The organism is Candidatus Sulfotelmatobacter sp. (assembly GCA_036500765.1).
Classification (GTDB): Bacteria; Acidobacteriota; Terriglobia; order Terriglobales; family Acidobacteriaceae; genus Sulfotelmatobacter.
In genome coordinates, this window is sequence record DASYBM010000004.1 from 655,221 (window position 1) to 680,379 (window position 25,159).

The 25,159-nt window shown below is 58.3% G+C and carries 23 protein-coding genes; 6 read left to right on the plus strand and 17 right to left on the minus strand.

Annotated elements, in window-relative coordinates; translation table 11 throughout:
* Window positions 1-242: 242 nt before the first annotated feature.
* Complete coding sequence (locus VGM18_05730) at window positions 243-1,322, minus strand: hypothetical protein (protein ID HEY3972483.1); 1,080 nt, start codon at window positions 1,320-1,322, stop codon at window positions 243-245.
* Between the two features lie 169 nt (window positions 1,323-1,491).
* Between VGM18_05730 and lpxD the strand changes: the two genes are divergently transcribed.
* Entirely contained in the window at window positions 1,492-2,496 is a 1,005-nt protein-coding gene (gene lpxD / locus VGM18_05735) for a UDP-3-O-(3-hydroxymyristoyl)glucosamine N-acyltransferase (GenBank protein HEY3972484.1), read from the plus strand.
* Window positions 2,497-2,542: 46 nt separating this feature from the next.
* Here the strand turns inward: lpxD and VGM18_05740 are convergent, their stop codons facing one another.
* The 9 genes from VGM18_05740 to mtnP form a co-directional block, all read right to left on the minus strand.
* Window positions 2,543-3,328 (minus strand): lysophospholipid acyltransferase family protein, encoded by a 786-nt coding sequence (locus VGM18_05740; GenBank protein HEY3972485.1) that lies wholly within the window; start codon window positions 3,326-3,328, stop codon window positions 2,543-2,545.
* The gene (locus tag VGM18_05745; GenBank protein ID HEY3972486.1) at window positions 3,325-5,220 is read right to left on the minus strand and encodes a hypothetical protein; all 1,896 of its coding nucleotides are present in this window, start codon (window positions 5,218-5,220) and stop codon (window positions 3,325-3,327) included. The genes VGM18_05740 and VGM18_05745 overlap by 4 nt, the downstream gene beginning before the upstream one ends.
* An 11-nt stretch (window positions 5,221-5,231) precedes the next feature.
* Window positions 5,232-6,701, minus strand: coding sequence for a UDP-N-acetylmuramate:L-alanyl-gamma-D-glutamyl-meso-diaminopimelate ligase (gene mpl, locus VGM18_05750; protein HEY3972487.1), 1,470 nt, complete (start codon window positions 6,699-6,701; stop codon window positions 5,232-5,234).
* A gap of 142 nt (window positions 6,702-6,843) precedes the next feature.
* Window positions 6,844-7,806: an LD-carboxypeptidase gene (locus VGM18_05755; GenBank protein HEY3972488.1), complete on the minus strand. Its 963-nt coding sequence runs from the start codon at window positions 7,804-7,806 to the stop codon at window positions 6,844-6,846.
* Between the two features lie 21 nt (window positions 7,807-7,827).
* Window positions 7,828-8,652 (minus strand): diaminopimelate epimerase, encoded by an 825-nt coding sequence (gene dapF, locus VGM18_05760; protein ID HEY3972489.1) that lies wholly within the window; start codon window positions 8,650-8,652, stop codon window positions 7,828-7,830.
* Complete coding sequence (locus VGM18_05765; GenBank protein HEY3972490.1) at window positions 8,649-9,353, minus strand: MgtC/SapB family protein; 705 nt, start codon at window positions 9,351-9,353, stop codon at window positions 8,649-8,651. Before VGM18_05765 ends, dapF begins: the two co-directional genes overlap by 4 nt.
* An 82-nt stretch (window positions 9,354-9,435) precedes the next feature.
* The gene (locus VGM18_05770; protein HEY3972491.1) at window positions 9,436-11,136 is read right to left on the minus strand and encodes a hypothetical protein; all 1,701 of its coding nucleotides are present in this window, start codon (window positions 11,134-11,136) and stop codon (window positions 9,436-9,438) included.
* A gap of 96 nt (window positions 11,137-11,232) precedes the next feature.
* Window positions 11,233-12,156 (minus strand): PfkB family carbohydrate kinase, encoded by a 924-nt coding sequence (locus tag VGM18_05775; protein HEY3972492.1) that lies wholly within the window; start codon window positions 12,154-12,156, stop codon window positions 11,233-11,235.
* Window positions 12,157-12,221: 65 nt separating this feature from the next.
* Window positions 12,222-13,094 (minus strand): S-methyl-5'-thioadenosine phosphorylase, encoded by an 873-nt coding sequence (gene mtnP / locus VGM18_05780; protein HEY3972493.1) that lies wholly within the window; start codon window positions 13,092-13,094, stop codon window positions 12,222-12,224.
* A gap of 147 nt (window positions 13,095-13,241) precedes the next feature.
* Between mtnP and VGM18_05785 the strand changes: the two genes are divergently transcribed.
* Window positions 13,242-14,501, plus strand: coding sequence for an aspartyl protease family protein (locus tag VGM18_05785; protein HEY3972494.1), 1,260 nt, complete (start codon window positions 13,242-13,244; stop codon window positions 14,499-14,501).
* A gap of 68 nt (window positions 14,502-14,569) precedes the next feature.
* Here VGM18_05785 and VGM18_05790 read toward each other — a convergent pair whose 3' ends face one another.
* Both VGM18_05790 and VGM18_05795 read right to left on the minus strand, forming a co-directional pair.
* Entirely contained in the window at window positions 14,570-16,054 is a 1,485-nt protein-coding gene (locus VGM18_05790; protein ID HEY3972495.1) for a hypothetical protein, read from the minus strand.
* A 144-nt stretch (window positions 16,055-16,198) separates the two neighbouring features.
* Window positions 16,199-17,302, minus strand: a complete 1,104-nt coding sequence (locus VGM18_05795) for a 3-isopropylmalate dehydrogenase (GenBank protein HEY3972496.1) — start codon at window positions 17,300-17,302, stop codon at window positions 16,199-16,201.
* A gap of 54 nt (window positions 17,303-17,356) precedes the next feature.
* Between VGM18_05795 and VGM18_05800 the strand changes: the two genes are divergently transcribed.
* The 4 genes from VGM18_05800 (at window position 17,357) to VGM18_05815 (ending at window position 21,153) form a co-directional block, all read left to right on the plus strand.
* Window positions 17,357-18,472, plus strand: coding sequence for a folate-binding protein (locus tag VGM18_05800; GenBank protein ID HEY3972497.1), 1,116 nt, complete (start codon window positions 17,357-17,359; stop codon window positions 18,470-18,472).
* Window positions 18,473-18,634: 162 nt separating this feature from the next.
* Window positions 18,635-19,267 (plus strand): DUF1844 domain-containing protein, encoded by a 633-nt coding sequence (locus VGM18_05805; GenBank protein HEY3972498.1) that lies wholly within the window; start codon window positions 18,635-18,637, stop codon window positions 19,265-19,267.
* Window positions 19,264-20,037, plus strand: a complete 774-nt coding sequence (locus tag VGM18_05810) for an MBL fold metallo-hydrolase (protein ID HEY3972499.1) — start codon at window positions 19,264-19,266, stop codon at window positions 20,035-20,037. Before VGM18_05805 ends, VGM18_05810 begins: the two co-directional genes overlap by 4 nt.
* A gap of 153 nt (window positions 20,038-20,190) precedes the next feature.
* A complete protein-coding gene (locus tag VGM18_05815) occupies window positions 20,191-21,153 on the plus strand; it encodes a bifunctional riboflavin kinase/FAD synthetase (protein HEY3972500.1) in 963 nt (320 codons plus the stop codon).
* A gap of 43 nt (window positions 21,154-21,196) precedes the next feature.
* Here the strand turns inward: VGM18_05815 and VGM18_05820 are convergent, their stop codons facing one another.
* The 5 genes from VGM18_05820 to VGM18_05840 form a co-directional block, all read right to left on the minus strand.
* Window positions 21,197-21,640 (minus strand): substrate-binding domain-containing protein, encoded by a 444-nt coding sequence (locus tag VGM18_05820; protein ID HEY3972501.1) that lies wholly within the window; start codon window positions 21,638-21,640, stop codon window positions 21,197-21,199.
* Between the two features lie 149 nt (window positions 21,641-21,789).
* The gene (locus VGM18_05825) at window positions 21,790-22,776 is read right to left on the minus strand and encodes a DMT family transporter (GenBank protein HEY3972502.1); all 987 of its coding nucleotides are present in this window, start codon (window positions 22,774-22,776) and stop codon (window positions 21,790-21,792) included.
* On the minus strand, window positions 22,770-23,048 hold the full coding sequence (locus VGM18_05830) for a glutaredoxin domain-containing protein (GenBank protein HEY3972503.1): 279 nt from the start codon (window positions 23,046-23,048) through the stop codon (window positions 22,770-22,772). Before VGM18_05830 ends, VGM18_05825 begins: the two co-directional genes overlap by 7 nt.
* 118 nt (window positions 23,049-23,166) lie before the next feature.
* Window positions 23,167-23,568 carry an OsmC family protein gene (locus VGM18_05835; GenBank protein ID HEY3972504.1) on the minus strand — a complete coding sequence of 134 codons (402 nt, stop codon included), beginning with the start codon at window positions 23,566-23,568 and terminating at the stop codon, window positions 23,167-23,169.
* 3 nt (window positions 23,569-23,571) lie between these two features.
* Complete coding sequence (locus tag VGM18_05840) at window positions 23,572-25,038, minus strand: cation-efflux pump (protein HEY3972505.1); 1,467 nt, start codon at window positions 25,036-25,038, stop codon at window positions 23,572-23,574.
* Window positions 25,039-25,159 lie beyond the last annotated feature (121 nt).

Sequence of the window (25,159 nt, forward strand, 5' to 3'; positions counted from 1 at the left end):
GCGGACGCATTCGTCCGCCCGGCTCTTGGAAGATCCGGTGCAAGCACCGACCAATGTGGCACACAGTCGCTCTCCTCGCACAGCCAATATTTTAGATTTTTTCGAGATACAAAATGGCCGGCGTCAGAGCAGAGTGGAGCCGGTACACCCGGGCCGCCGGACAGTCGAAGGCCGCTGTCCCCATATTGTCATTGCTGAATGCCAAGTATTGAATGCTAAGTGCTGAATGTCGACCGACGTCCCTACTTCGGCGTCAGCAGAAAGGCATGATTCTTGCCGCCTTTAGTCCCGTAGCCGGTGATCTGGCCCGAACTGTTGATGGCGTTGGCGCTGGCCAGCACCCATCCCGAACCGGAGGAGATGAGATCGTTCAGGTCCTGCATGCCACCGGTGGACGTCCAGATCATGGCGTGCGCGGCGTTGTCCCAGATGTTGCCGTATCCGACCACGACGCTGGAGTCATTCACGGCAAAGGCGATGCTGTAGGTGCCGCCAGGCAGCGTGCCGAGGTCCTGAATCTGATCGGAAGCGTTCCACAGCACAGCATGCCACAGGCCTCGGGTACTGTTGCCATCAGACTGGCCGACGATCACACTCGACGTATTGATGCCGTTGGCCATGCTGGTGACGCCGCCCGGGAGCGTGCCGAGATCCTTGCGAACGGAATTTTGCCAGAGGAAGCCATGTGAGGTAAACGGCGGCCCGTAGCCAAAGACGGATTCGCCGACAACCTCGCCGCTCTTATTGATGGCGAGTCCCGCGCTGAAGATCGCGGCCGACAAGGCGCCGATGTTTTGGATCTTCTTGCTGGTCCATGTGGTGGCGTCGACCAGGCCGCTGCTGAGGAAGGAATCTCCGGCCACTTCGCCTGCGGAATTGATGGCGAAGGCGGCGCTGGAAGCGCCTCCCCAAAGCGTGCCTAGATTCGTCATAGCGCCGGTCGACGACCACTGCACCGCGACAAAGTTGGTGGACAGTTGGCCCTCCACGTTGGAATACCCGACGACCGTGCCGGAGTCGTTAATGCCGACCGCGCCGCTGACTGTGGCGCCGGAGAGCGTCCCGAGATCTTTGATGCCGCCGCTCTTGGTCCACGAGAAAGCGTGCTGCCCCGCGACCAGGCCGGTGCAAGGATAGCCGTAGGTGGTTTCGGTGTCCGAACAGCCGACAACCTCGCCGGAATTATTGATCCAAAAGCCGCTGCTTTCGTTGTCGCCCTTAAGCACGCCGATGTCGGTGATGGTGTAAGACGACTGCGCCGTTGCGAAGGCGGCAGCCAGCAGAACGAAGGTCGCCCAAAGGCTTGCAATCCTGCTCGTCATAAACCCTCCATTCGTGTTTTGGATTTCGGTCAGTATGCCATTCGACTCGGATTTCCGACAGACACACTAGTACGTACCGGAATAGCACCTCCAAAAGGTGAGGCGGGCTCGCGTCGGCCGGCATCTTCAAGTCGCTAGTGTACGATCTATCCGTCGTCGCTTATTTTCCATGAAACTTTCTGTCATCGCCTCTGCCCTCAATGCTCGTCTGGAAAACGGTTCTTCGGACACGGAAATCACCCGTCTTAGCGGGATTGAACAGGCCGGGCCTGGGGACCTTACGTTTGTGTCCAACCCGAAGTATGCGGGGGCGGCCCGGACTACGCGGGCTTCGGCCGTCATCGTGGGGGAGGACTTCCCTGCCATACCGGCGGCCATGTTGCGGGCGAAGGATCCTTACCTGGCGTTTGCGCGAGCCCTGGGGATGTTTCATGAGCCTCTGCGTTATGCGCCCGGGGTACATCCGACGGCGGTTGTTCATGCGAATGTGCGGATTGGGGTCGGAGCGCATATTGGGCCCTATGTGGTGATCGACGAAAACGTCGAGATTGGGGCGAATGCGGTGCTTCTGGCGCATGTGGTGATTTATCGCGGGGTGAAGATTGGGGACGATTTTTGGGCGCACGCTCATGCCGTTGTGCGCGAGGACTGCCGCATCGGAAACAATGTCCTGCTGCAGAACGGCGTGGTGATCGGCGCGGACGGCTTTGGGTTCGCGAAAACGGCGGAGGGACGCTGGCACAAGATTCCGCAGCCGGCGCCGGTCGTGATAGAGGATGACGTCGAAGTCCAGGCGAATTCCTGCATTGACCGGGCGAGCCTGGGGGAGACGCGTATTGGGCGCGGAGTAAAAGTCGACAATCTGGTGCAGGTGGGTCATGGGTCTACTGTGGGTGAGGATGCGCTGCTGTGCTCCCAGGTCGGCCTCGCTGGGTCGACGGAGATCGGGAACCGGGTGATTCTTACGGGACAGGTTGGCGTCGTGGGGCACTGCAAAGTCGGCGACGACGCCATTGTGACGCCGCAGAGCGGAGTGGCGCAGGACGTCCCGGCGAAGGCGCTGGTGAGCGGCGCTCCTGCGGTGGATCATAAGTTGTGGCTAAAATATTCGGCGATCCTGCCGCGGCTGCCGGAGATTGCCCGAGCGGTGCGGGAGAAGAAGAAAGAACAATAACCACAGCGGGCACGAGGATCAAGGAGTAGAACTTGGCAAAAGACTTTTAGACGTAGGCCGGGCCTCCACGTTCCTGGTTATTATTCTCGCCATTGTTTTCGATGGGTGGAGGAACTGCGGACGATCCCTGGCGGCATTCTTTCGATAATCCGCTGTCGATGGCGGCTCTCACTTTTTCCATGAGGCACTCGCGACTGCCGAAATCTTTGGGCTCGATGGGCGGATGGAAAATCACTGTTACCAGGCCCGGCTTGATAGCGAATCTGGCTTTGGGCATGGAGGAGTGCGTGCCGACGATCGTCATGGGGATTACGGGAACTCCGCATTCCTCCGCCAAATAGAACGGGCCCTTCTTAAAGGGGAGAAGTTTGCCGTCGAAGGAGCGCTTGCCTTCGACGTAGATGGTCATGTTGATGCCCCGATCGACGACGGCCTTCGCGGCGCGCACGGCTTCAATGCCGGCGTCGCGATTGCCGCGATCGACGGGGACGAGCGATCCCATGCGCATGGCGCGGCCAAGGATGGGAACTTTGAACAATTCCTTTTTCACCATGACCGAGGTGCGGCGGGGGATCAGCGGAATTTGAATGGGCGGGTCGAGGTTGGAAACATGATTCGTCATGAAGACGTAGCTGCGGGAGTGGTCGAATCCATCGAGTCCGATAGTCTGGACGCGAACCCCCGTGATCCAGACGCCAGCCCATGCGCCCCACATGAAGAGGCGATACAAGACGCGGACGTCGCCCATGATGAAGCTGGCCGGGAATCCGATGAGCGCGGCCAAGGGAGCGGCCAACGCCCAGAAGACCAGCATCAAGATCGTGCGGATCATTTATTACTAACCCCTCTTGTATTACTAGCCCCTCTTGCTTCTGCGCCTGCTATGGACCCTTTTGCTTCGGCGCCGGGCGCGGTTCCGCGCTCGATGGCTTCGGACTGTGCTTCGCCTTTCAGCCAGGCGGCGCGGCGCGCTCCCTGAACGGGCGAAACTTGATTAAGGTCCTTCACCGCGTAGGAAATTTCCTGGCGGCTGGCGATTTTCCATCTGAGTTCGCGCTCAGCTCCACGGCGCGATCTAGCTTTGACGACTAGCCTATCGCCAGGACTCATGCGAGATAATTCCTGGCGCGACTCCTGTCCCGCGGGCTTGCCTTGCAACTCGACGATGGTGTCTCCAACCTGTAACCCGGCGTGTTCGGCATCGCTGCCCGGCGTGACCGCGGCCACTGTCATGGGACCGTCGAAGTTCCGGGAGGCGATAAAACCGGCGTCGGGCAAGGCGTTTGGAACGGCTTCCACGCGCAGACCGACTTGACGAAAAAAATCGTCCCAGGGAATCTCTTCGGTTCCGGCGACGTACTTCGCGAAGAACGAAGCGAGGTCGGCGTGGCTGACAGCCTCGGCGGCTTCGCGCACCCCGGCGGAATCGTTGAAGAAGCGGCCTTTCTTAGCATAGTTATCGTTCATCCATTGCAGCACTTCGCGCAGAGACGCGCGCCCGTGGCTGGCGTCGCGCACCGCGAGGTCGAGCACGACTCCGAGTAACTCTCCCTTGTTGTAGTAAGAAATGCTGCGTTCGGGCCGGCGGTAATATCCGTCGCCCTCGAGCCAGGCGTCGAGGCTCGATTCTTCAGCAGACTGAGTAAGGCGCGCAGGGCGGCGTTCGAGTTCGGTAATCAGTTCGCCGAGGCGATTGAGATATTGCTTTTCGTCGAGCAGTCCGGCGCGCAGTTGAATAATGCCTTCCGCAGTGCTGGTAACGCCTTCGCAGAACCAGAGAGCCCGCGTGTAATTCTCTTTGGTGTAATCGACGGGTTCAAGGGTTTGCGGGCGAATGCGCTTGACGTTCCAGAGATGGAAGAATTCGTGCGCAGTTACGCCGGTGAGAGAATCGAGCGAATTCTTCATCGAATTCGCGTTCAGCTCGATGGCCGTCGAATAGGCGTGTTCCATGCCGCCTCCGGCAGGGCCGCGGGGAAAGTGATAGAGGAACGTGTAGGTGTCAAAGGGGCGGTCGTTCATCCAACTGGTGGCAGCCGCGACAATCTTATGTAAGTCGGCAACGATTCTTGCCATGTCGTAGTCGGCGGGGTCGGCGTCGACGACTATGCGGAAATGGCCGCCAACTTCATCGAAGTCCGATTCCTGAAAGTTCCCGATCTCCAGGGGAGAATCAACGGCGCGGTCGTAATTTGCGGCGGTGAATTCGCTGGCATTCGAAGATTCCAGTGGAGTGGCGATTTTCCATCCCTCGGGAATGTGAGCGAAGCGCGCGGTCAGCGGAGTCGAGCGTGCGTCCACGGCATACATGAGAATTTGCGCGAGATTGAGGAATGCGTGATGCGGGTTTAGTTGCGCGCCGAAGGGTCCGGGGGAATCGACGTAGATCTGGTATTCGACGATTGCGCCGCCGGCAGCGCCATTGATCTGCCAGCGACTCTTGTCGAGTTCGACGACCGAGAGAGGACGACCGGAGCGATCTTTGGCGCGCACCCAGTTCACGTATTGAGCGAAATCGCGAATCTGATAAAGAGCGTTCCAAACCGGAAGCTGAAGTTCGCGCTCGGCGAGGCCCGCGGGGAGGATGATCTGGACCTCTATTAAATGCTGCTCGGGCGAGGCCAGAGTTATCGTGTATCTGGTTGGGGAAACCGATTGCGCGACCGCAACCGACGATATGGCGAACAGCGCCGCACCAACCAGGGTCAACAATCTACGGCGCAAAAGGAATATCCTCATCGCTTCCCTGCCAGTTCGCGCAGGCGGGCCGGAAGCTTTTCGTAGATTCCTCCGAAGCCGCCGTTGGAAAGGATAGCCACGACATCGCCGCTGCGCATCTCGGGCGCGATGGCCTCGACGATTGAATCCGCGTCGGCGACGAGACGTGCGCGGCGGCCGTTGCGTTCGACCTCGGCCGCGAGCGCGGGTAATTCCAGGCGCTCATTTTCTGGGATGGCTTCGGAGCGGAAGACTCCCGCGACGATCACTTCGTCGGCTTGGGCCAGGCTGTGTGCGAGATCCGATTGCAGCACGCGGCGGCGCAAGGTGTTCGAACGGGGCTCGAGAATGGCCCACAACCGCGAGCCCGCATAACGCGCGCGCAGCGCTTTCAGAGTGCCCGCAATCGCCGTGGGATGATGCGCAAAGTCGTCGATGATAATGATGCCGTTTACTTGCGCCTTCACTTCAAGGCGGCGCTTCACGCTCTTGAAAGTTTTCAAGGCGGCGGCGATGGCTGCCCTCGGAATGCCACATGACGCCGCCAGTGCGGCAGCCGCGGTTGCGTTCCAAACGTTATATTCGCCGGCCAGTGCGAATTCGAAGTCGGCCCAAGACTGGCCGTCGCGGAGCAGGGTCCACGTGGTGCGCGTGGATTCAAGTCGGAGGTTCGTGATTTTCCAATTGGCGCGGAGCCCGGCGCCGTAACGTTCGACGGGACAGAAGGCGTTGGCCAGGCAGCGCTCCAGGCTGGAACTCTCGTTATTCGATCTGGCTTGGTTCGATCCCGCTTCAGCCTCGCCCACGAATCCGTCGAAACCTATGATGCGTCCGCGGCGCGGAATCAGATTCACCAGGCGCCTGAAGGCCGTCTCCACAGCGTCGAGATCTTTATAGATGTCGGCATGATCGAATTCGATAGAGGTCAGGATGACGGAATCGGGAAAATAATGGAGGAATTTTGGACCTTTGTCGAAGAAAGCAGTGTCGTATTCGTCGCCCTCCAAAATGAAATGCTTGCCGGAGCCGAGCTGAAAGCTGGAGCCAAAATTCTCGGCGATGCCTCCGATGAGGAACGAGGGCTGCAATCCGGCGGAGTGAAAGATCCAGGCCAGCATCGAAGTCGTCGTGGTCTTGCCATGGGTTCCGGCGACAACCAGAACTTCTTTACCGCGCAGGAATTCGTCGTGCAGCAACTGCGGCATGGAAACGAAGGGAATGCGCGCGTCGAGGACGTGCTCGAGTTCGACATTGCCGCGAGACATGGCGTTGCCGACAACAATGAGGTCGGGACGAGGATCGAGATTCGCGGCGGCAAACGGCTGCGCTACAGGAATGTCCAAGCCGCGAAGAAAATCTGACATCGGAGGATAGGCCGCGGCGTCAGAACCGGTGACGTGAAAACCGCGATGCTTAAGCATTCCGGCCAACGAGGCCATGGCCGTACCGCAGATGCCGATCAGGTGAATGTGTTTTTTGTCGTTCATTTCTTTCGCTTGCTTGCAACCGCGCCTGAAGGCGCAAGCGATTCTTTGGACGCGTCGGTATGCCTGAAGGCATACCGTGATACGAATCCTGCTTCCTCCGCATCGTGAATGCTCTTCCGCATCGCGGGTATCTCGGGACTCATCACAGGCTGACTGCGGATTCCGTTATTCTCAAAGCCACCTGCCCGCCGCGCACCGACAATCTTGCATGCACTCCGAAAGGAAGGGTGATGTTGCCCGAAGTGACATGGCCCGACTTTATGCCGAAGGCGACCGGTATTCCCAAGTCACCGACGATTCGCATGATGACCTCCTGCAAAGTGTAACCTTGATTTCCAGTTTGAAGATTTGGGCCCTGCACGCAGTCCAGCATTTCTCCGAAGACGATGCCGCGCACGGCATTGAGATGCGCCCCCAACTTTAACTGTACGAGCATGCGGTCGATCTGAAATGGTTTGGCAGCGACGTCTTCGATAAAGAGAATTGTGCCGGCAGTTTTAATTTCGTAGGGGGTGCCGAGAGATGCGACGAGGATAGAAAGGCAGCCGCCGTATAAAATGCCTTCGGCTTCTCCGTCGGATAAGCCGCTGGCTTCCGGGTTGAGAGGAACGTCCCAGGGCGTTGCGCCGGAGAGCGCCGCCTGCCAAGAGGCCATATCGACTCCGCCTTGGTGAGCCCAGTCTTTCGCGAGCATGGGGCCATGAAAAGTTACGAGACGGGCGCCGTCGTAAAAATGAGTCAACAGGCTTGTGATGTCACTGTAGCCGACGAAACTTTTGGGATGGGTCTTTATCTTCTCAACATCAAGCTCTCGCAGCAGATAATTCGAGCCGTATCCCCCGCGCGCGCAGATGATTGCTTTGACATCATCGTTCAAAAACATCTCCTGGAGTTCGTGAACACGACGGATAAGCGAGCCTGCGAAGTAAAGGTCTTTCTCGAGAATGGAATCGAAGTAGAACGGCTTGTATCCAGCTTGCCGGAGAGCTTCGCATCCCGCTTCCAGTTCAGACGCCTTAACATTGCTGGCCGGCGCAATGATGCCCACGGTATCTCCGGGGCGAAGCGCTGGCGGTTTCACGCGCTGAATTTGCGAAGAAGACATGAGTGGCGAGCGGTTAACCGATCAGTTCAAAAAGAATTCGCCTCGGCACACGAGCCGGGCCGGGCCGCGCAAGAACACTTTACTCCCCATGGTGCGTACGGTTTGCGTGCCGCCGGGGGCGTGCACTTTGACTGGCGAGTCGGCTCGTGCGGTTGCCATGGCCGCGACTGCCGCCGCGCACGAACCGGTGCCGGAGGATCGGGTTTCGCCGACGCCTCGCTCGAAGAAGCGAGATCTCACGTCATGATTGCCATCGACGGCGACAAATTCGACATTCACCCCCTGCTGGAAGTGCGGCTGCCGCTGGATTTCCGCGGCATGCGCCGGCCAATTCGCCGCGAACTCGCGAACGAAAACTACGTAATGCGGATTGCCCATCGATACTGGGAGGCCGCGGACTTCTCGTTGCGGCCCCCCCCGCACCTCGCCGCTATCGAATTTAAGAACGAGTTCATTCGCTACCACGGCCTCGCCCATCTCGACTTCAAATTCGTATTCAGAATCTCGCCGAGCGGTCAGCGCGCAGATCTTCAGTCCCGCTCCGGTCAGGATCGAAATGCGTTCCTTGCTCAGTTGTGCGCACACATAGGCCGCCACGCAGCGCGTTCCGTTGCCGGAAATCTCGGCGGGCGATCCGTCGGCGTTGATCAGGCGGATCTCCACATCGGCAGTAAAGTGAGGAACCATCCACTCGACCCCGTCGGCGCCCACGCCTTCATGGCGGTCACAAATGCGTTTCGTGAAAGCGCCAATATCTTCCGGCGCCAGCGCGCCATCGATCAGCAGGAAATCGTTGCCGCAGGCGGAGGCTTTTACAAATGGAATCGTGCGGACGGTCGCGTTCACTCGTGATCCACCCGGCCGAGAAAGGTCACACCCAGCAGTACCGTCGAAGCTTTGAGTTGCTGAAATAATAGTTTTTGCTCGCGGTTACAACCGTCAACATCAAACTGGAGGCGGACATGCTGGGGGGTGTTGCCGGTGAGCACGTTCTGCATCATGCGGTGGTGAGTTTCAAGTATGCGATTGACCTCATTGCTGATCTCGTCGACCGTCGCGCCCGTTACCTCATAGCTTGTCTGCAATAACTTGATATTGAAAGTTTCTTCGAGATGGCCAAGGGAAAAAAGCGCCAGCAGGGCGAGGCCGGTGGCGAATATGGCGGTGAGATAGAGGCCACCGCCGGCAGCCATTCCGACTGCGGCGACCACGAACAACGTGGAGGCGGTAGTGAGTCCGGTAGTGAGTCCGCGAGTGTGGAGAATGGAACCGGCGCCGATGAAGCCGATGCCGGGAATGATCTGGGCGGCGATGCGCGCCGCATCGGACGGCATGCCCGCCAATCTTTGCGACAGAAGCGTAAACATGGCTGCGCCGAAACAGATGAACATGTTGGTACGCAAGCCCGCGGCGCGATGCTTGAACTCGCGTTCCAGGCCGATGAGGCCGCCGAGAATTGCAGCCAAAATGAGCCGCGTCAGCGAGCTTTCGACCATGCCGCTGGCCATCTCACTGTGCAATCGGCCGATCAAGTCTTGCCAGTTCATGGTGTCATTGCGACGCCGAAGCGCGTTTCCAATGGCCGGATTCTATCATTGCAGCAGGGCGCCGGTGCGTTAACCGGCGTGATTACCGCGCTCGGTAGAGGATACCGCGAGCTTGCCCGGTAACATGAATTTCGACAAGCTCGGGAAGATGGCGCGACTGCATGGCTTGCCAAACGCGATCGCCCTCGAAGGCGATGACGTAATCGGCATAGCGCGCTGGATCGGCCAGGGCCCGCTCCCAGAGACCGTCGGGATCGGAGGGTTGTTTCCATGGACGATGATTGCCTTCGTTGATCACTCGCTTGAGCGGGATGCCTGCCTGCTGAACCGCGCCGACGTGATCGCCCAGATACATCAGCAGAGTGGAATCGGGGGGGAGCTTTTCGAGCCAGGATGCGAGTTGAGTTTCCAGTTGATGGCGCGAGCGCATATTGATCTGCGCTTCTTCCAACGAAATTGGACCGCTATGCCAAATTGTCGCATAGCAGGCGATGACGAATGCAAGCAAAACCATAACGCATGCGAGACGAAAGCGATACCTCCAGTGCTCATACACTATGACTCGATAAACCAGGATGCCCAGAGCGGCCGCGAAAGCGGGAAGCAATTGCAATCCGTAGCGAACGTTGTAATGGGCAAAGGGCCACCAGGCAGGGACGAAAATTGGAACTCCCCCATAGGCCACCGATAACGCGTAGAAGGGCACCGGGACAAGCAAGAGGAGCAGCGGCCAAGGGCCGGGAGAGGCAGCATCTCGCGATTTGCGGCGATCGCTCAAAACCGCCGCCATTCCGCCCGCGACTGCGACTAAAATCCAGCCGCGACCCAGCCATTCGTTCGCGGCTGCGTCGGCTTCCGCCGATTTCAGAAAATACATTCCCGCTAGTAACGGGTTGCCGCCGCCGGGATGTCCTTGATAGCCGGCGGTCTGCGTCCGTCGTTCGATCGCTCTGGCGGAGTAGGGGCCGTTGGCGAATTCGAGCGGATTGCGATAGACAATTCCGTTGTAGGCGAGCCAAAGCACCGGGCCTGCGGCTGCGAGCAATACGAACCTGGTGATCGCCGCTCGCGGAATTTGCAGGGTGGGCCTGTTCGCGAATACGTTATGCGAAAACACGGCAAACATAGTACCTGCAACGACCGCGGCTAAGAACCATCCGTCATAGCGGGTCAGGCAAGCCGCTGCCAGACAGAGGCCGCACTTTGTCAGAGCCTTGGCGTCGCCGCGAACAAACTCGCTGAGATAAACAATCGCCCAAACAAAGAATGCAAGATACAGAGACTCGCCCATGGCCGTAGTCTGCATGTAGATCAGATTGGGATTCGCGGCGTACATCAGTGCACCGATCCAAGCGGCCAAGCGCGGGGACGCGTTCAGTGCCTGGCTGTCGGGAAGCGGGCTGTGGGAGAACGAATTGCGGGACAGCGTGGCGCGAAGTAGGCGGAACATTCCGATTACGCCGAAGACGTACGCTGCCATGGAGGGAATGGAGCCGCCGAGTCCACGCCGCCACATCTCGTCGGAGAGCAGAAAAGGAATCATCAGCAGGTGCGGCAGCGGAAGCCATACGGTTCCAAGTTGCAGCAGACCCGGCGTTTTTGAGTCGAAGACGCGGCGCGCGATGTTGATGTGGGCGACGGCGTCGCCGTAGAGCAGGACATCGCCGTACTTGAAATAAAACAGGAACGAAAAAACAGAAACGCACGTCGCTAGCCAGGCCAGCAGCCGGGTCTCGGAATCCCAGGGAGACGCGGGTGGTGCGATTTTTGCCGGCTTAGGCATGAAGATCGGCGTTGCGAGTCTTCGGTCTTAAATAAGCAAAGACGCCGTGGCGCCTAAAACCGACGACCGACGACTGACGACTGACGATCTAAGACCCTACTCCAGGTGAGTGAGATCCCGAAAGACCCCAAAGCGCGCGTCGATCTCCTCGCGGGTCAAGGACTGCAAGCGCTCGGTGCCGAAGCGCTCGACGGCGAACGATCCCATGACGCCGCCGTAAAACAGGGCGCGCTTCAGGACTTCGCGATTCAATTCTTCTTGGGACGCGAGATAGCCCATGAATCCGCCGGCGAAGGAATCGCCTGCGCCGGTGGGATCTTTCACCTCTTCGATCGGCAACGCGGGCGCTCGAAAAGCGTGATGGCCAATGCCGAACGCGCCGTCGCGAAAGAAAATGGTCGCACCGTATTCGCCGTGCTTGATAACCAGCGCCTGCGGACCCATGGCCAGCACTTTATTCGCGGCGCGCGGCAGGTTGGTTTCGCCGGCTAGCATCTTAGCTTCAGTGTCGTTGATCAGCAACACGTTCACTAGTTTCAATGTCTCTTTGAGTTCGGCGAGCGCGCCTTTGATCCAATAATTCATGGTGTCGCAGCCGGTCAGGCGCACGCCATTCATCTTGCGGCGCACGTCGGCTTGCAACGTCGGTTGAATATTCGCCAGAAAAAGGAATCCGGTGTCTTCATATTGCTCGGGGATGCGCGGCTGAAAAGTCTCGAAGACGTTCAGGTCGGTGAACGTGGTTTTGGCTTCGTTGAGGTTCTCGGTATAGGTCCCTCCCCAGCGGAAGGTCTTGCCCTTGGCCCGTTCCAGGCCGCCGATATCGATGCCGTGCTGATGGAATACCTGCTCGTGCTCGGGACCGAAGTCCTCGCCGACGACGGCCACGACGCGCACTTTCGTGAAATAACTGGCCGCCAGCGCGAAGTACGTGGCCGCGCCGCCCAGAATATTCTTGACAGCGCCCGAGGGCGACGAGACATCATCGAAAGCAACCGAACCGACTACGAGAATGCTCATGGAACTCCAGAATAGTGGTCAGCGACTCGGGGCAGCAGTTTGCAGCTTGTTCTGGCCACTGATCACTATCCACTTGTTTTTACGTACTTACCCAGAATCAGTTTCAACTTTTTCTTCGTTGCGGCAGGAATCTTCTTAGGATCGGTCAATATCGCGTGGGCCAGAGCCGAAGCGCATTTGCACGAGCGACCATGCGGCATGGCGGCGACGGACTCGCGAACAACTTGTGTCGCATTCTCAGCGTTCTTCAGCAACACAGCGACGATCTGATCGACGGTGACGGAATCGTGATGCGGATGCCAACAGTCGTAATCGGTCACCATGGCGACGGTGACGTAACAGAGTTCGGCTTCGCGCGCGAGTTTGGCCTCCTGCAAGTTCGTCATGCCGATCACGTCCGCGCCCATGCTGCGATAGACGTTCGACTCGGCTCGGGTGGAAAACTGAGGGCCCTCCATGCACACGTAAGTGCCGCCGCGCTTGGCGACCACACCGGCTTTTTTGCACGCAGACTCGACTACGGCCGCGAGCTCTCCGCAAACCGGATCTGCGAACGCGATGTGCGCCACCACGCCGCCTCCAAAAAAAGTATCGATGCGATGGCGGGTGCGGTCGAAGAATTGGTCGGGGATGACGAAGTCGAGCGGCCGATGCTCTTCCTTTAGCGAACCGACTGCGGAAACTGAAACGATGCGCTCGACGCCGAGTTGCTTGAAACCGTGAATGTTAGCGCGGAAGTTTAATTCGCTCGGCAGGATGCGATGTCCGCGTCCGTGACGCGCGAGAAATGCGACTTTGCGGCCTTCGAGCGCCCCGCAGACGTAGGCGTCGGAAGGCGCGCCGAACGGAGTCTTCAGCCGCACCTCCTTCACTTTGGTCAGTCCAGGCATGGAGTACAGCCCGCTGCCGCCGATGATTCCGAGTTCCGCCTGCGCCAATCGTTTCTCCAGAACGCTCACGCGACGCGCGAGTCAAACTCGTGATTATACAGGAGAAGAAACGTCGGTCTTCGCCGGCGAAAAATCAGCTCCCTTAGGATGGCTCCGGCTCGCAAACGGGCGCTCGCGTCGCGTTACAATCCGAAGATGAGGTTTGCAGCGGCTTCCTTCGCACTCTTCTTGCTTTGTACATTCGGTTTTGCGCAAACCAATCCCACCTCGCTGCTTGAGCCTAAGTCAGTCACGATTCCAGCTGTTATCGACCACAATCGCGTGATCATTGACGTTCAGGTTCCCTTGCATGACGGCTCTATGCAGACGGTTCATGCCTGGGTGGACAATGGCAATCCCGATCTCTATATGTCGGAGCACATTGCAGATCTTGTGGGAGGCTACAGCTGCGACGGACAGAAATGTTTCGCGTCGCCGCCGCGCGAGGTCGTAATTGGCGGGATGGAAATTTCGTTCGCCGCAGTGAAGCAAGCCCGAGTCCCGCTCAGGTCGCATGGCACGGAATCTGTCATGGCTGCGGGTATGAGCGTCGAGATCAATCTGCCGTCGAGCATTCTGCGCCACTACGATGTACTCATTGATTTTCCCGGCCACAAATTTTCGATCGGCGCTCCCGGGACGATTCATTTTCGAGGGCAGAACTGCAAAGCGTTGATCAATGCGGAGAACGGGCTGATACAGGTTCCAAGCCAGATCGAAAAAAAGAAATACACTTTGGCGCTCGACCTGGGCGCAGGCGTCAGTTTTCTTTCCGATGATCTGTTCGACAAGCTCGCCGCTGCTCACGCCGACTGGCCGCACATGACGGGTACGGTGGGTTCGGCCAACATTTGGGGCGCCGACGATGAAACGAAATGGAAATTGATGCGCCTGGATCGCGTGCAGTTTGGTCCGCTGTTTCTTACCGGAGTCCCGGTCGTCGCGATGCCCACAACGTACATCGATTTTCTCGAAAAGCCAGCGGGCGCTTCTGACGCGGGGCTGCTCGGGTCAAACGCGCTGCTCAACTATCGAATCGGCCTCGACTACGCGCACTCGACCGTTTATTTCGAGTTCGGAAGGATGTTTAGTTTTCCGGAGTTTGACGTCATTGGCCTGACGTTGCGGCCGGAGGACGATGGGCGATTCACGATACTCGGCGCACCGGAGTATGAGGGCCAGCCCTCGGTGCCGCAAGAGCCGGACGGCGTGCAGGCGGGCGATCATCTCATCGCGGTTGATGGCATTCCGGTAGGCGGGTCGACCCTGGGACAGGTATGGAACACGCTAGGAGGAACGCCAGGGCAGGAGCGCAAGTTGACGATTGAGCGCGGAGCGAAACAATTCGTGGTAGCAGCGAGAGTGCAGCACTTTCTGGCGGAGTTGCCCGAAAAGGAAAAGAAGAAAAAGAAATAGCCTACAGAGGTGAATACGGCGGCACACTGGAACTGGCTCCCGGACGAATGCGCCTGGGGCTACATGATTTATTTGGCTACGAATACTTCTTTCTCCAGCATGGCGGTCGTGGCTGCGTCAAGACTTTCGCTTACAAAGACCGTGTCACCCTGTTCCTCGATCACCACCGCGCCTTCTTCCGTAGTCCATGAATGGCGGCCTTTCAGCTCTGCAGTGGACTCTGAACTCTGCGCGCCCGTTGCGTTCACCGCAGGATCGCCAACCGCTTCCGCTTTTGTGTAGCGCTGTTGAAGCGAGCGCGCGTAAATTTCGGCAAACTCGGCCGCCTTGTCGGCGCTCGACCACCGCGAAACGTAGAGCAGCCCCAGCGGCGCGGCGGGATCGGCTTTGGATTTGGCGGCGTAGTAATATCCGCCGCGCCATTCCGGATACATCTCCTTCGACGCGGGCTTGCCCTCATACTGCTCGACCAGCACCGCCACGTCGAATTCTCCCATCGCGCCGACATCGAACTTCTGATAATCCTTGAAATCGTGCCTGAAATCGGGCACCGGCATGGGTTCGATTTTTTCCCCCGACAAGTACGTTTCTGGCTGCATGATCTGGCGCGTAGTATGCGGCGGATTTTGTAGCGCGCCGGCGAATGCTTTCTGCGTGCCGGCCTTTCGCATCACCTCGACGACGAAATTCAACCCGTAACCATAGGGAAATGTGAGCGACTCTTTCATGAAGATAGGAGCTGAGTTGAACACCTTGGTGCTGGCCGATCCGGTTAGGGTCTCATCGACCAATGCGTCGACCAATTCCGGAGAGGTCACGATCGAGCGGCCCGTCGGGGCAATGGCGTATTGGAACATCATGGCCTGGGCCTGGCCCTCGATGACGGCTTCGCGCACGTCATTGATTTCATCGTTTTCAATGTCGGTGGACGTGGGGTCTTTCTTGATTTCGCCCAGGTCCTTGTCGCCTTTTTTCAGCCACTTATTCAACCCCACCGATTGGTCCTGTAACGCGTGCGTCAACTCGTGAGCCATCACCGGCTCCTGCTCTTCCATGGGCACCCAGTCGAGCAGGTTCACGGTTTTGGTTTTGGGATCGTAGTACCCGGCGACCTCCTCGCGCAGCAGAGCGACCATGAAGGTTTCCAGTTTGAAATCGCGCGGGAGTAAGCCGAACTTTTTCAGCACCAGCTCCGACCGCTTCAGACGCTTGGTGTCTTCATCGTCCATGTGCTTGGTGAGAAAGGCAACGACCTCGTCGCGGCTGGTGAGCTTGCGCTTTACTTCTTTCTTGATGGGCAGCCCGGTCTGCTTGCTGTCGAAGGTGAGAATCTCATCGACCGAGTGAAATAGTTCCTCCGCCTGTCGCGGAGTGATCTTAACTTCCTCTTTCTCGTTCGGTGGGGAGGGCTTGGCTGGCTGATCTTGTGTGGGCGGATCCTGTATGGACGGATCCTGTGTGGAGCGGACATTCTTGTCCGCCTGCTTTTGATCTTGACTTTGATTTTGCTGCTGCCGAGCGGGAGATTGCGGGCTTTGATCTTGTGCTTCCAAGCAAAGCCCGGAAGTCAGCAACGCGAACAAGCCGACCGCAAAAACTAACCGATGAATCCTCGACGAGCTCGCTTTAGCCGTATTCATTAAGATTGAGTTTATACGTTTTCTTATACTCTTCCGTCATGGACGCGACCAATCCCGTCAATCTATGGATATCGATGCAACTCTTTCAGTGATCCATTCGCCTGCTTCTTTCGTTCCCAGCGATCCGCCGATATCCTGCGTTGTCTTCTTCTGGCGAATGCCTTCGAGCATCGCGGCTTCGATTTTTGCGGCCTCTGTGACCAGCCCCAAGTGAGCCAGCATCATCGCCGCGGTCAGAATCGCGCCGAAGGGATTCGCCATATTCTTGCCGGCGATTGGCGGGGCGGAGCCGTGTACTGGCTCGAACATCGAAGTCTTGCCGGGATGAATGTTGCCGCTGGCGGCCAAGCCGAGGCCGCCCTGCAAGCCCGCGGCGAGGTCGGTGATGATGTCGCCGAACATATTATTCGTGACGATCACGTCGAACTGGCGCGGATCGCGCACCATCTGCATGCAGAGGGCATCGACGTACATGTGCTGCGCCGCGATTCGAGGATATTCGCTGCTGACTTCCTTGAACACGCGCTGCCACAGGCCTCCGGCGTGGGTCATGGCGTTCGACTTATCGCACATCAGAACTTTGCTGCGCTTCGAACCATCGAGCTTGGTGTGGCGTTCGCAATATTGAAACGCATAGCGGATGATACGCTCGACTCCCTTCCGTGTGTTGATGTCTTCCTGGGTCGCGATCTCATCCGGCGTTCCCTGTTTGAAAACGCCGCCCGCGTCGGTGTAGACGCCTTCCGTATTCTCGCGCAGCACGACGAAGTCAACATCTTTGGGCTCGATTCCCTTCAACGGGCAGAGCGCCGCATCGAGCAGGCGGACCGGACGGACGTTGGCGTAGAGGTCCATTTTGAAGCGCATGCCGAGCAGAATTTCCTTGGCATGGATGTTGGTTTTGACCCGCGGATCGCCGAACGCGCCCACCAGAACCGCATCGAACTCGCGGGCCAGCGTGGCAAAGCCGTCCGGCGGCACGGTGACCCCGTCGCGGAGGTAGCGGTCGGCGCCCCAGTCAAAGTCGGTCAATTCAACGGCGGCTCCGGAGGCTTGAATGACCCTCACGGCCTGGGGAATCACTTCCTGGCCAATGCCGTCTCCGGGGATGACGGCTACCCGCTTCTTCTTAGGCTGATCGGTTTCGTTTTTTGAGTCCACGGCAGGAAAGTTAACACAATCGCTATAATCGAAACTACGGGAATGGTTATAGCTATGGGGCTGACTGCACTCCAGAATCACGCGGAAGGATTAGGCGCGGCGAGCGTAGCCGAGTATCGCGGAGCAACCACTGCGGCGCGCTTCGGCGATCCGCAGGCCGAGTTCGGAGCGCTACGTAGCCGTTGTGGCGTCTACGATTTGGGGTTCCGCACCAAGATTTCGCTGACCGGCGACGACCGCGTGCGCTGGCTGAACGGTATGGTCACGAATAATATTCGCGACTTGAGCACGGACCAGGGCGTCTATTCCTTTCTGCTGAATCCGCAGGGGCACATTCTCGGAGATCTGTATGCCTATAACCGCGGAGACTCTATTACGGTTGACATGGACTGTAGCCAGGCCGAGAAAATTCTGGCGACCTTCGACCACTACATCATTATGGATGACGTTGAGGTTACGAATCTGAGTGATCGACTGACCGCGCTGGGCGTTGCCGGGCCGAGATGCCGCGCCGTATTGCAGGCTGCTGGCCTGAACTTTCCGGAATTGCAGCCGCTGCAGCTTCACATCCTAGAGTGCGATTGCGATTGCGGCTGCCCGACGTGCATGATCGTAAGAAGCGACGATGCGAGCAACGAATCCTATGAAGTATGGATGGCGCCTGCCCACGTGAGGCCAGTTTGGGATGCATTATTGAAAGCTGGAGCCGTGCCCGTCGGTTCCGAAGCGTTAGAGATGCAACGCATCGTCTCAGGAATTCCGCGCAATGGCGTGGACATTCGCGAGCGCGATCTGCCGCAGGAGACCGAGCAGGCGCGCGCCTTGAACTTCAACAAGGGATGCTACGTGGGGCAGGAGATCGTGGAGCGCATTCGCTCGCGCGGGGCCGTGCATCGCAAGTTTACGGGATTTCTCTCAGACGCACGCGGAATCGCTCCGGGAGTCAAAGTTGTCTCCGGCGGGAAGGACGTGGGAGAAGTTACGAGCGCGGCTTCGATTCAAGTTGGCGATCGAACCAAGACTTTGGCTCTCGGATACATCCGACGCGAGATTGGGGTGCCGGGGCGAGAGGTCTTGATTGGCGAGGCCAAGGCGATGGTGGTGCAGTTGCCGCTGGCAGAGAGTCATCTTTTGCGGGAAGAGAATTCGCTCGAACAGCGCCAGGCATGACTCGGTTTACGCGGAATGCGGCAGATCATCGCGGTGCAGCGCACGCACGTCGATGATGCGCCCGAGATCCCTCGCTTCGCCTGAAGAACGGCTTCGTCCGGGAGGACATCGGCTTAAACGACATCGATTTCTAAATGGCATCGTTTTTTGGAGAGAGGAATTATGGCTGAGAAGAGACAAGAACAATCTGGATTTAAAGTAACGGACCGCCGGCTGTTCACGGCGGATGGCGAATTACGCAGCGAGGTCGCGGAAGAGGTGGAACCACCCAAGCCTGCGCCTGCACCTTCGCCGGCCAGCGCGGCGACGGCGGCTCCCGCTGAAAATGCTCCCACTCCTTCGTCTGGGGATGGCGCCGCTTCGCTCGATCGCGATATGCCAGTACCCCCGAGCAGCGTAGAACAAGAGGCCCAGGCGGCGGCGTATCGGCAGTCGTCCAAAGAACTCGACTCGCAAGTCGAAATGAGCGGGCATTCCGCAAAAGATTTCGAGATCACGTTTGAGCGCTTTCTGGCTTCGCTCTATATGACCTCGATGATGCAACTGGGATTAATGCGTCAACAGGGCGGGCAGCCTCAGGTTGACATTATTGGCGCGCGCCAGACCATCGACACGCTCAGCCTGATCGCGGAAAAAACCAAAGGCAATCTCACTCCGGCGGAAGAAAATTTCCTACAGAACAGTCTCTACGAACTGCGCATGGCGTACGTCGAAGTCACCAATGCGCTCGCACGCCCGCCGCAGGCGGGGCCTGCCACCGGGACCGGAGGCAGAACCGGAACCGGAGGAAGATGAGAGCGACCCTGACCGTGCTCGGCAGTGGGACGTCAATGGGCGTGCCCACGCTGGGCTGCGACTGCGACGTTTGCCGTTCGCGCGATCCGCACGATCGCCGCACGCGGCCCTCGATCATGCTCGAGTTCGAGGGCAAGGTCGTATTAATCGATACCACTCCCGACTTTTATACGCAGGCCGTGCGCGAGAAGATTACTCGTGTCGATGCCGTGTTCTATACGCATACTCATGCCGATCACATTCTGGGCATCGACGATCTGCGCCCTTTCAGCTATCGGCACAAGCCGGAGAAATTGCCGCTTTACGCGCGGCCCGACGCGGCCGCGTTTCTGCGCCGTATGTTCAGCTACATCTTCGACGCAGACTATAAGTTTGGCGGGCTTCCCCTGCTCGAACTGCGTCCGATCGACGGCCCCGTCGAAGTGTTCGGAGTGAACTTCGAGCCGGTCGTTTTGATTCACGGCGAAACCCAGATTTACGGCTACCGTTTTGCCTCGGCCGCATATTTGACCGATCACAGCGAGATTCCGGAATCTTCGCTGCATCAACTGGAAGGTCTGGATATTTTGTTTCTCGACGCGCTGCGCCACAAGCCGCATCCCACGCACTCGACGGTGAAGAATTCTCTGGCGATTGTGGACCGGCTGAAGCCGAAGCGCGCGTTTTTCACGCACATTTGCCACGATCTTGCGCACGAAGCCACGAATGCGACGCTGCCGCGGCATGTGCGCTTGGCGCATGACGGAATGAAGTTGGAATTTGAAATCTAAAAAGCGGGCGTCGGGCGATCAGACCTCGGACCTTAGCGAGGACGATTCGGTTACTGCGGAATCTTTGGCTTGACAACGAGTAAATACCGTCCGCATCCCTGAGCTTGACTGACGCTAGAGGTCTGACGTCTGAGGTCCGACGCCGTTTTTCTTATGCGTATCTTCCGCACACTCGATGAAGTTCCCGCCGACTTCGGCCCAACGCTAGTCAGCGTGGGAAACTTTGACGGCGTCCATCGCGCCCACGCGCACGTGCTGGGCGAGATCGTTTCGCGTGCGCGACCAATCGGAGCCAAGTCCGTCGCGGTGACTTTCGAGCCGCATCCGACGCGAATCCTGCGGCCCGAGGCGGAATTGAAGCTGCTCACGCCGACTCCTGAAAAACTGCGACTGCTCGAAGCTACCGGCGTCGACGCCGTTCTGCTGCTTCCCTTTGGGCGCGATCTCTCGCTGATGACGCCGCGGCAGTTTGCCGAGCGGATTCTCAAGAAGAAGCTTCATGCGCGCGAAGTACACGAAGGATTTAATTTCCGCTTCGGGCACAAGGCCTCGGGAGATATGAATCTACTGGCCGAGTTCGGCCGCGAGATGGGATTTGAAGTCAAGATTTATCCTGAGATGAGATTACGCGGCGAAACCGTATCGAGCAGCCAGATTCGCAAGCTGCTCACCGCCGGGAGCGTTAGTCGAGCGCGGCATCTGTTGTCACGTCCGTTCTGCATTCTCGGCACGCCCGGACGCGGACGCGGCTATGGATCGAAATATACCGTTCCGACCATCAACCTGGCCCGCTACGAAGAACTGGTGCCGCAAGATGGCGTGTACGTCACCTGCACGCGCGTCGGCAAAGGAACGTTTGATTCGGTCACGAACGTGGGCAATCGTCCGACGTTTGGCGCGGAATTGTTCGCCATCGAAACTCACTTGCTGAATTTCCATCCCATTGAACTGCTGCCGGAGACGGAGGTGGAGATTTGTTTCCTGGAGCGACTGCGGGATGAGATTAAATTTCCATCGGTCGACGCTCTGCGGGAGCAGATTGCCCGCGACGTGAAAAAGGCTCGGCGCTATTTTCGTTTGCTAAGAAGGGCGATCGGCGTAAGCAGCGCAAGCTAACGTCACGCCGAACGGCTGCCGCCCCAGCGTCGCTGCTCACGGACTAATGAGGCAGATAGCCGAACTCCATCGGGAGTTTGCCGTCTACGCTGACAACCTTAATGCTGTTATCGATGGAGTGAACTTCAACCAATCCCACCGCCCCCGGCTCAGCCTGAACCTCTTTGAGGACATCGGCGTCGCTGTCAACGAACAAGATAGAATCTTTGTGTGCGGCCAGAAAGCTTCTCCATTCGGCGGGTGTCATTTTGTTCAGCCGCTCCAGGGTCCCGGCTTCTCCGGCAGAATCTCTGTGGAGTACAAGGGTGATGTTCTTGCCGTCAGGCCACTTTTTGACCTCGCCGCGAATAATTTTCGCGAGGTGAGCAGAGGTTACATTTTCAACCACATTTTCTTTATTGACCACAACGGCGGTGTGGTGGGCAAAACAGGGCGTCAGGCAAGCTGCTAGAAACGCCGGCACGAAGATCGCGGAGCGGACTCTCATACTGATGACCTCGCGGATTGACCTCGAAACGATGACCTCGAAAAGCTTGACTGGATGGTTACAGCGTAGCCAAGAACTTCTCGTTAAGTTGTAAAAAGCTTGTCATACGGCGCACGAAAGTAACCGCGAAGTAAACATCCTCTTAGGACTCACTCTATCGGGTCGATCACCACCGATTCCTGGCTGCCTCTTCCTGGCAATTGCACGATCAGAATTGCCGACAGCACCAGCACAATTCCCAACGTCTGAATGGGACGTAGCACTTCGCCTAACAGCGCCGCGGCTAGCACGATCGAGAAGACTGGCTCCAGGCAGCTGGCGATGATGGCGCGCGTAGGTTCGAGATGTTGGAGGCCGCGGAAGTAGAGCGAGAACGGTCCCAGCACCGAGATCACCGAGAAGGCGAACAGAAAGGCCCACTGCGCGGCAGCGTAATGCGTGGCCGCGATTTTCCACGGAGGATTGACGAAGAGCCAGAAGACGGACGCCGATGTCAGCGTCCAGACCAGCACGCGCCAACGGTCGTGGCGGGCGAGGATGCGGTGTCCGCCGACGTTGTAGAACGCGAACGAGAAGGACGCGAACAGCGCGGCGATGAAACCGTAGGAGTCGAGGCGAAGAGTCGACACTGACCTTGCGTTGACAATGCCGATGGTCAACGCGATTCCGGCAACGGCGACCGCCACGGCGGCAACTTTTTGCAGCGAAAGCTTTTGCTGGCCGCGAGCGACCACGTAGAGCAGCACCCAGACCGGCGCGGTGTATTGCACGATGATGGCGACCGCGACGCTCATCTTTTGTATGGCGACGTAATAGCAATAGTTAGAGGCGGCCACGCCCACTATGCCGAGCACGAGGCAGTGGATAAGATCGGACGTGGGCAGCTTGATGCGTCGCCATCCGCGCCGACAGACGAGAAGAGGCAGCAATACGAGAAGCGAGAACGATGTCCGGGTTTGCGACAGAATGATCGGGTTGATCGGATGCACAGCCTCGCCAGTCAGCGAGAGTTTTCCCGTAAAAACAGCGCGTCCGAGCACGGCGGAAACTCCCCAAAGAAATGCGGCACTGCCGATAAAGAAATATCCGCGCAGAGGATGAGAAATGCTTCGACTGGAATTTGCGGAGTTCAGGATTCAGTCACCGAATCCGATGATGGGGCGGGGTCGAGGAACTGGTCAAGGCGCACAGGATCGAAGCCGACAATAACGTCCACTTCTTCGCCCGAAAAGACGACGAGAGTTGGGGTCTCGGTGCTGTCGTGTTCGTCAGTCATGATGCGGCGGGCCTCCAGGTCCTTGCTGATGTCGTGCTCCTCGAAGGGAATTTCCTTGGCTTCGAGCACCATTCGCATCAGCTCGCAGGAGAGGCAACCGGGTTGGAAGTAGAACAAGGCGCGGACGGTCATTGAGATGTGCTCAAGCTTTTGATGCCGTCGCTCCGGGACTCGCTTCTTTTTGGGGGGCGGACCCGACGCAAGTCTTGACGTGATTTGTTTTCGCTCTTTCCGAAGCTGAGCATTCAAGCTAATCTACGATTTCAATCTTCGACGTAATCTTCGCAGTCTTTTCCAGCATCGCCGAGACGGAGCAATATTTTTCTTTTGAGAGACGTACCGCATCTTCCAGCGCCTTGCGAGAAACTTTACCAGTGATGCGATACAACAGGCTGATTTCAGTAAAGACGGCCGGATAGCCCGATGAGCGCTCGCCGCTGGCGCTAACCTCCAGGCTCGCAAACGACTCGCGCTTCTTGCGCAAAATGCCGACCACATCCGATGCGGTGCAGCCGCACAAAGCGATCAGCACCAGTTCCATCGGGCTGTTGGCAGTCTTCTCGGTCGCGGTGTCCATCACGATCGCATGTCGCGACGTGGCTTCGGCGACGTAACGTTCGTTGTCGGTCCAGATTGCCTTGGCGGATATCACTTTCTATCTCCGGTTATCCGTGCTGGGTTCGGGGTGGATCAGGACGCGGAACAACTCGGGAGCGTCCTGCTTGAAACGGATTTCGAGTTCCGTCTGAATATCGTGCACGCGCGCCAGAGAAAGATCGTCCGGCAGCGTGCAGTGGCACGAGATATATAGGCGCCCGCGCACACGCTTGACGATGAAGTCGTGGACATCGAGAACTTCCGGGAACTGTGAGGCCACGGCTTTGAGGCGATATTCGAGTTCGGCGTCGCTCACCACTTCTTCCGGCTTTTCGATCGTAGCCGGCTCGCTCTCGATGTGCGTAAGGATGTCGGCAATTTCGGAAACGTCGCGGCGCATGTCGGCCTCGAGTTCGGTGACCTGGTCGTGCGCGTCTTTGAGCGACATGCGCTCATCGAGTTCGATGTGCTGTTCTACGTGCAGGCGGCCGGCGAAATCCTGCACGCTGATGTCATGCACATTAAGATTATTGCGCGTGGCCACGGCGCGAACCTGGTCGAAAATATTCTCCGAACGCTGGGCGCGTGGCAGCGGCTGAACGGTGACATCGGCGTCAGGTAGAACTCTGCGCACGGCTTCGGTGACCGATGCGGCCACTTGGCCCGAGCGCTGAAAGGTCACAGTGCGCGCCAGCCCGACGGCGAGATCGGCGAAATAACGATTCCCCGCCCGCCGGATGCGTACGCGATCGACTTCGATGACGCCCTCTACGCGCAGAACGGCGTCATAAATCTTAGAGCGCACTCCCGGCGGAGCAGCGTCGAGTAAAGCGTCGACGGTGCGGCGGGCCAGCCGCCAGCTCACCGAAACTACCACTCCCGCCACGAACAATGCCGCGATCGGATCGGATGCGCGCAGCCACTCCACCCGATAGGCCCGCCCCATCAGAACTAAAATCAACCCGAGCACGACCACCCCCGCCGACCAGATATCGGTGGAAAAATGCAACGCGTCGGCTTCGAGGGCCTGGCTGTCGTACTTCGCCGCGATGCGGCCGAGCGCGCGGGAGCGCCACCAGTCGAGTCCCATCGAACACAGCATCACCGCAAAAGCTGCGATCGAAGGTTCAATGTCAATGCGTCGGAAGAACAGGCGCAACCCAGCTTCGTAGATGATCCAGGCGCAGGTCAGCAGCAGCAGTCCGGTTTCGACGAACGCGGAGAAATTCTCGATCTTGCCGTGGCCATACTGGTGATCGGCGTCGGCGGGCTTGTCGGAAACACCGACGGAAAAGAAGGTGAGGAGCGAGGCGATTAAGTCGAGTCCGGAGTGCGCCGCCTCCGAAAGAATGCCCAAGCTTCCGGTGCTGACGCCCACTGCGATCTTCAGGCTCGTGATGAGAACCGAGGCCAGAACAGATGTCCCCGCCGCTCCGCGCTTCTCCGAGCGCATCAAGTCCGCCGAAGAAATGGCCGGGCTACCCGACATGCACGAATTATCGCCGCTGCGAGCGGAAAGCGCCATGCGAATTTCGATTCGTGAAGGCCATGAAGTCATGCCAAGGATATCCTGTATCAAATACCGTCGCGGTACTTCGTGGTTTAGCCCCCATTCTCGGGTTAAATGCACACTCGTTGAGCGGAAA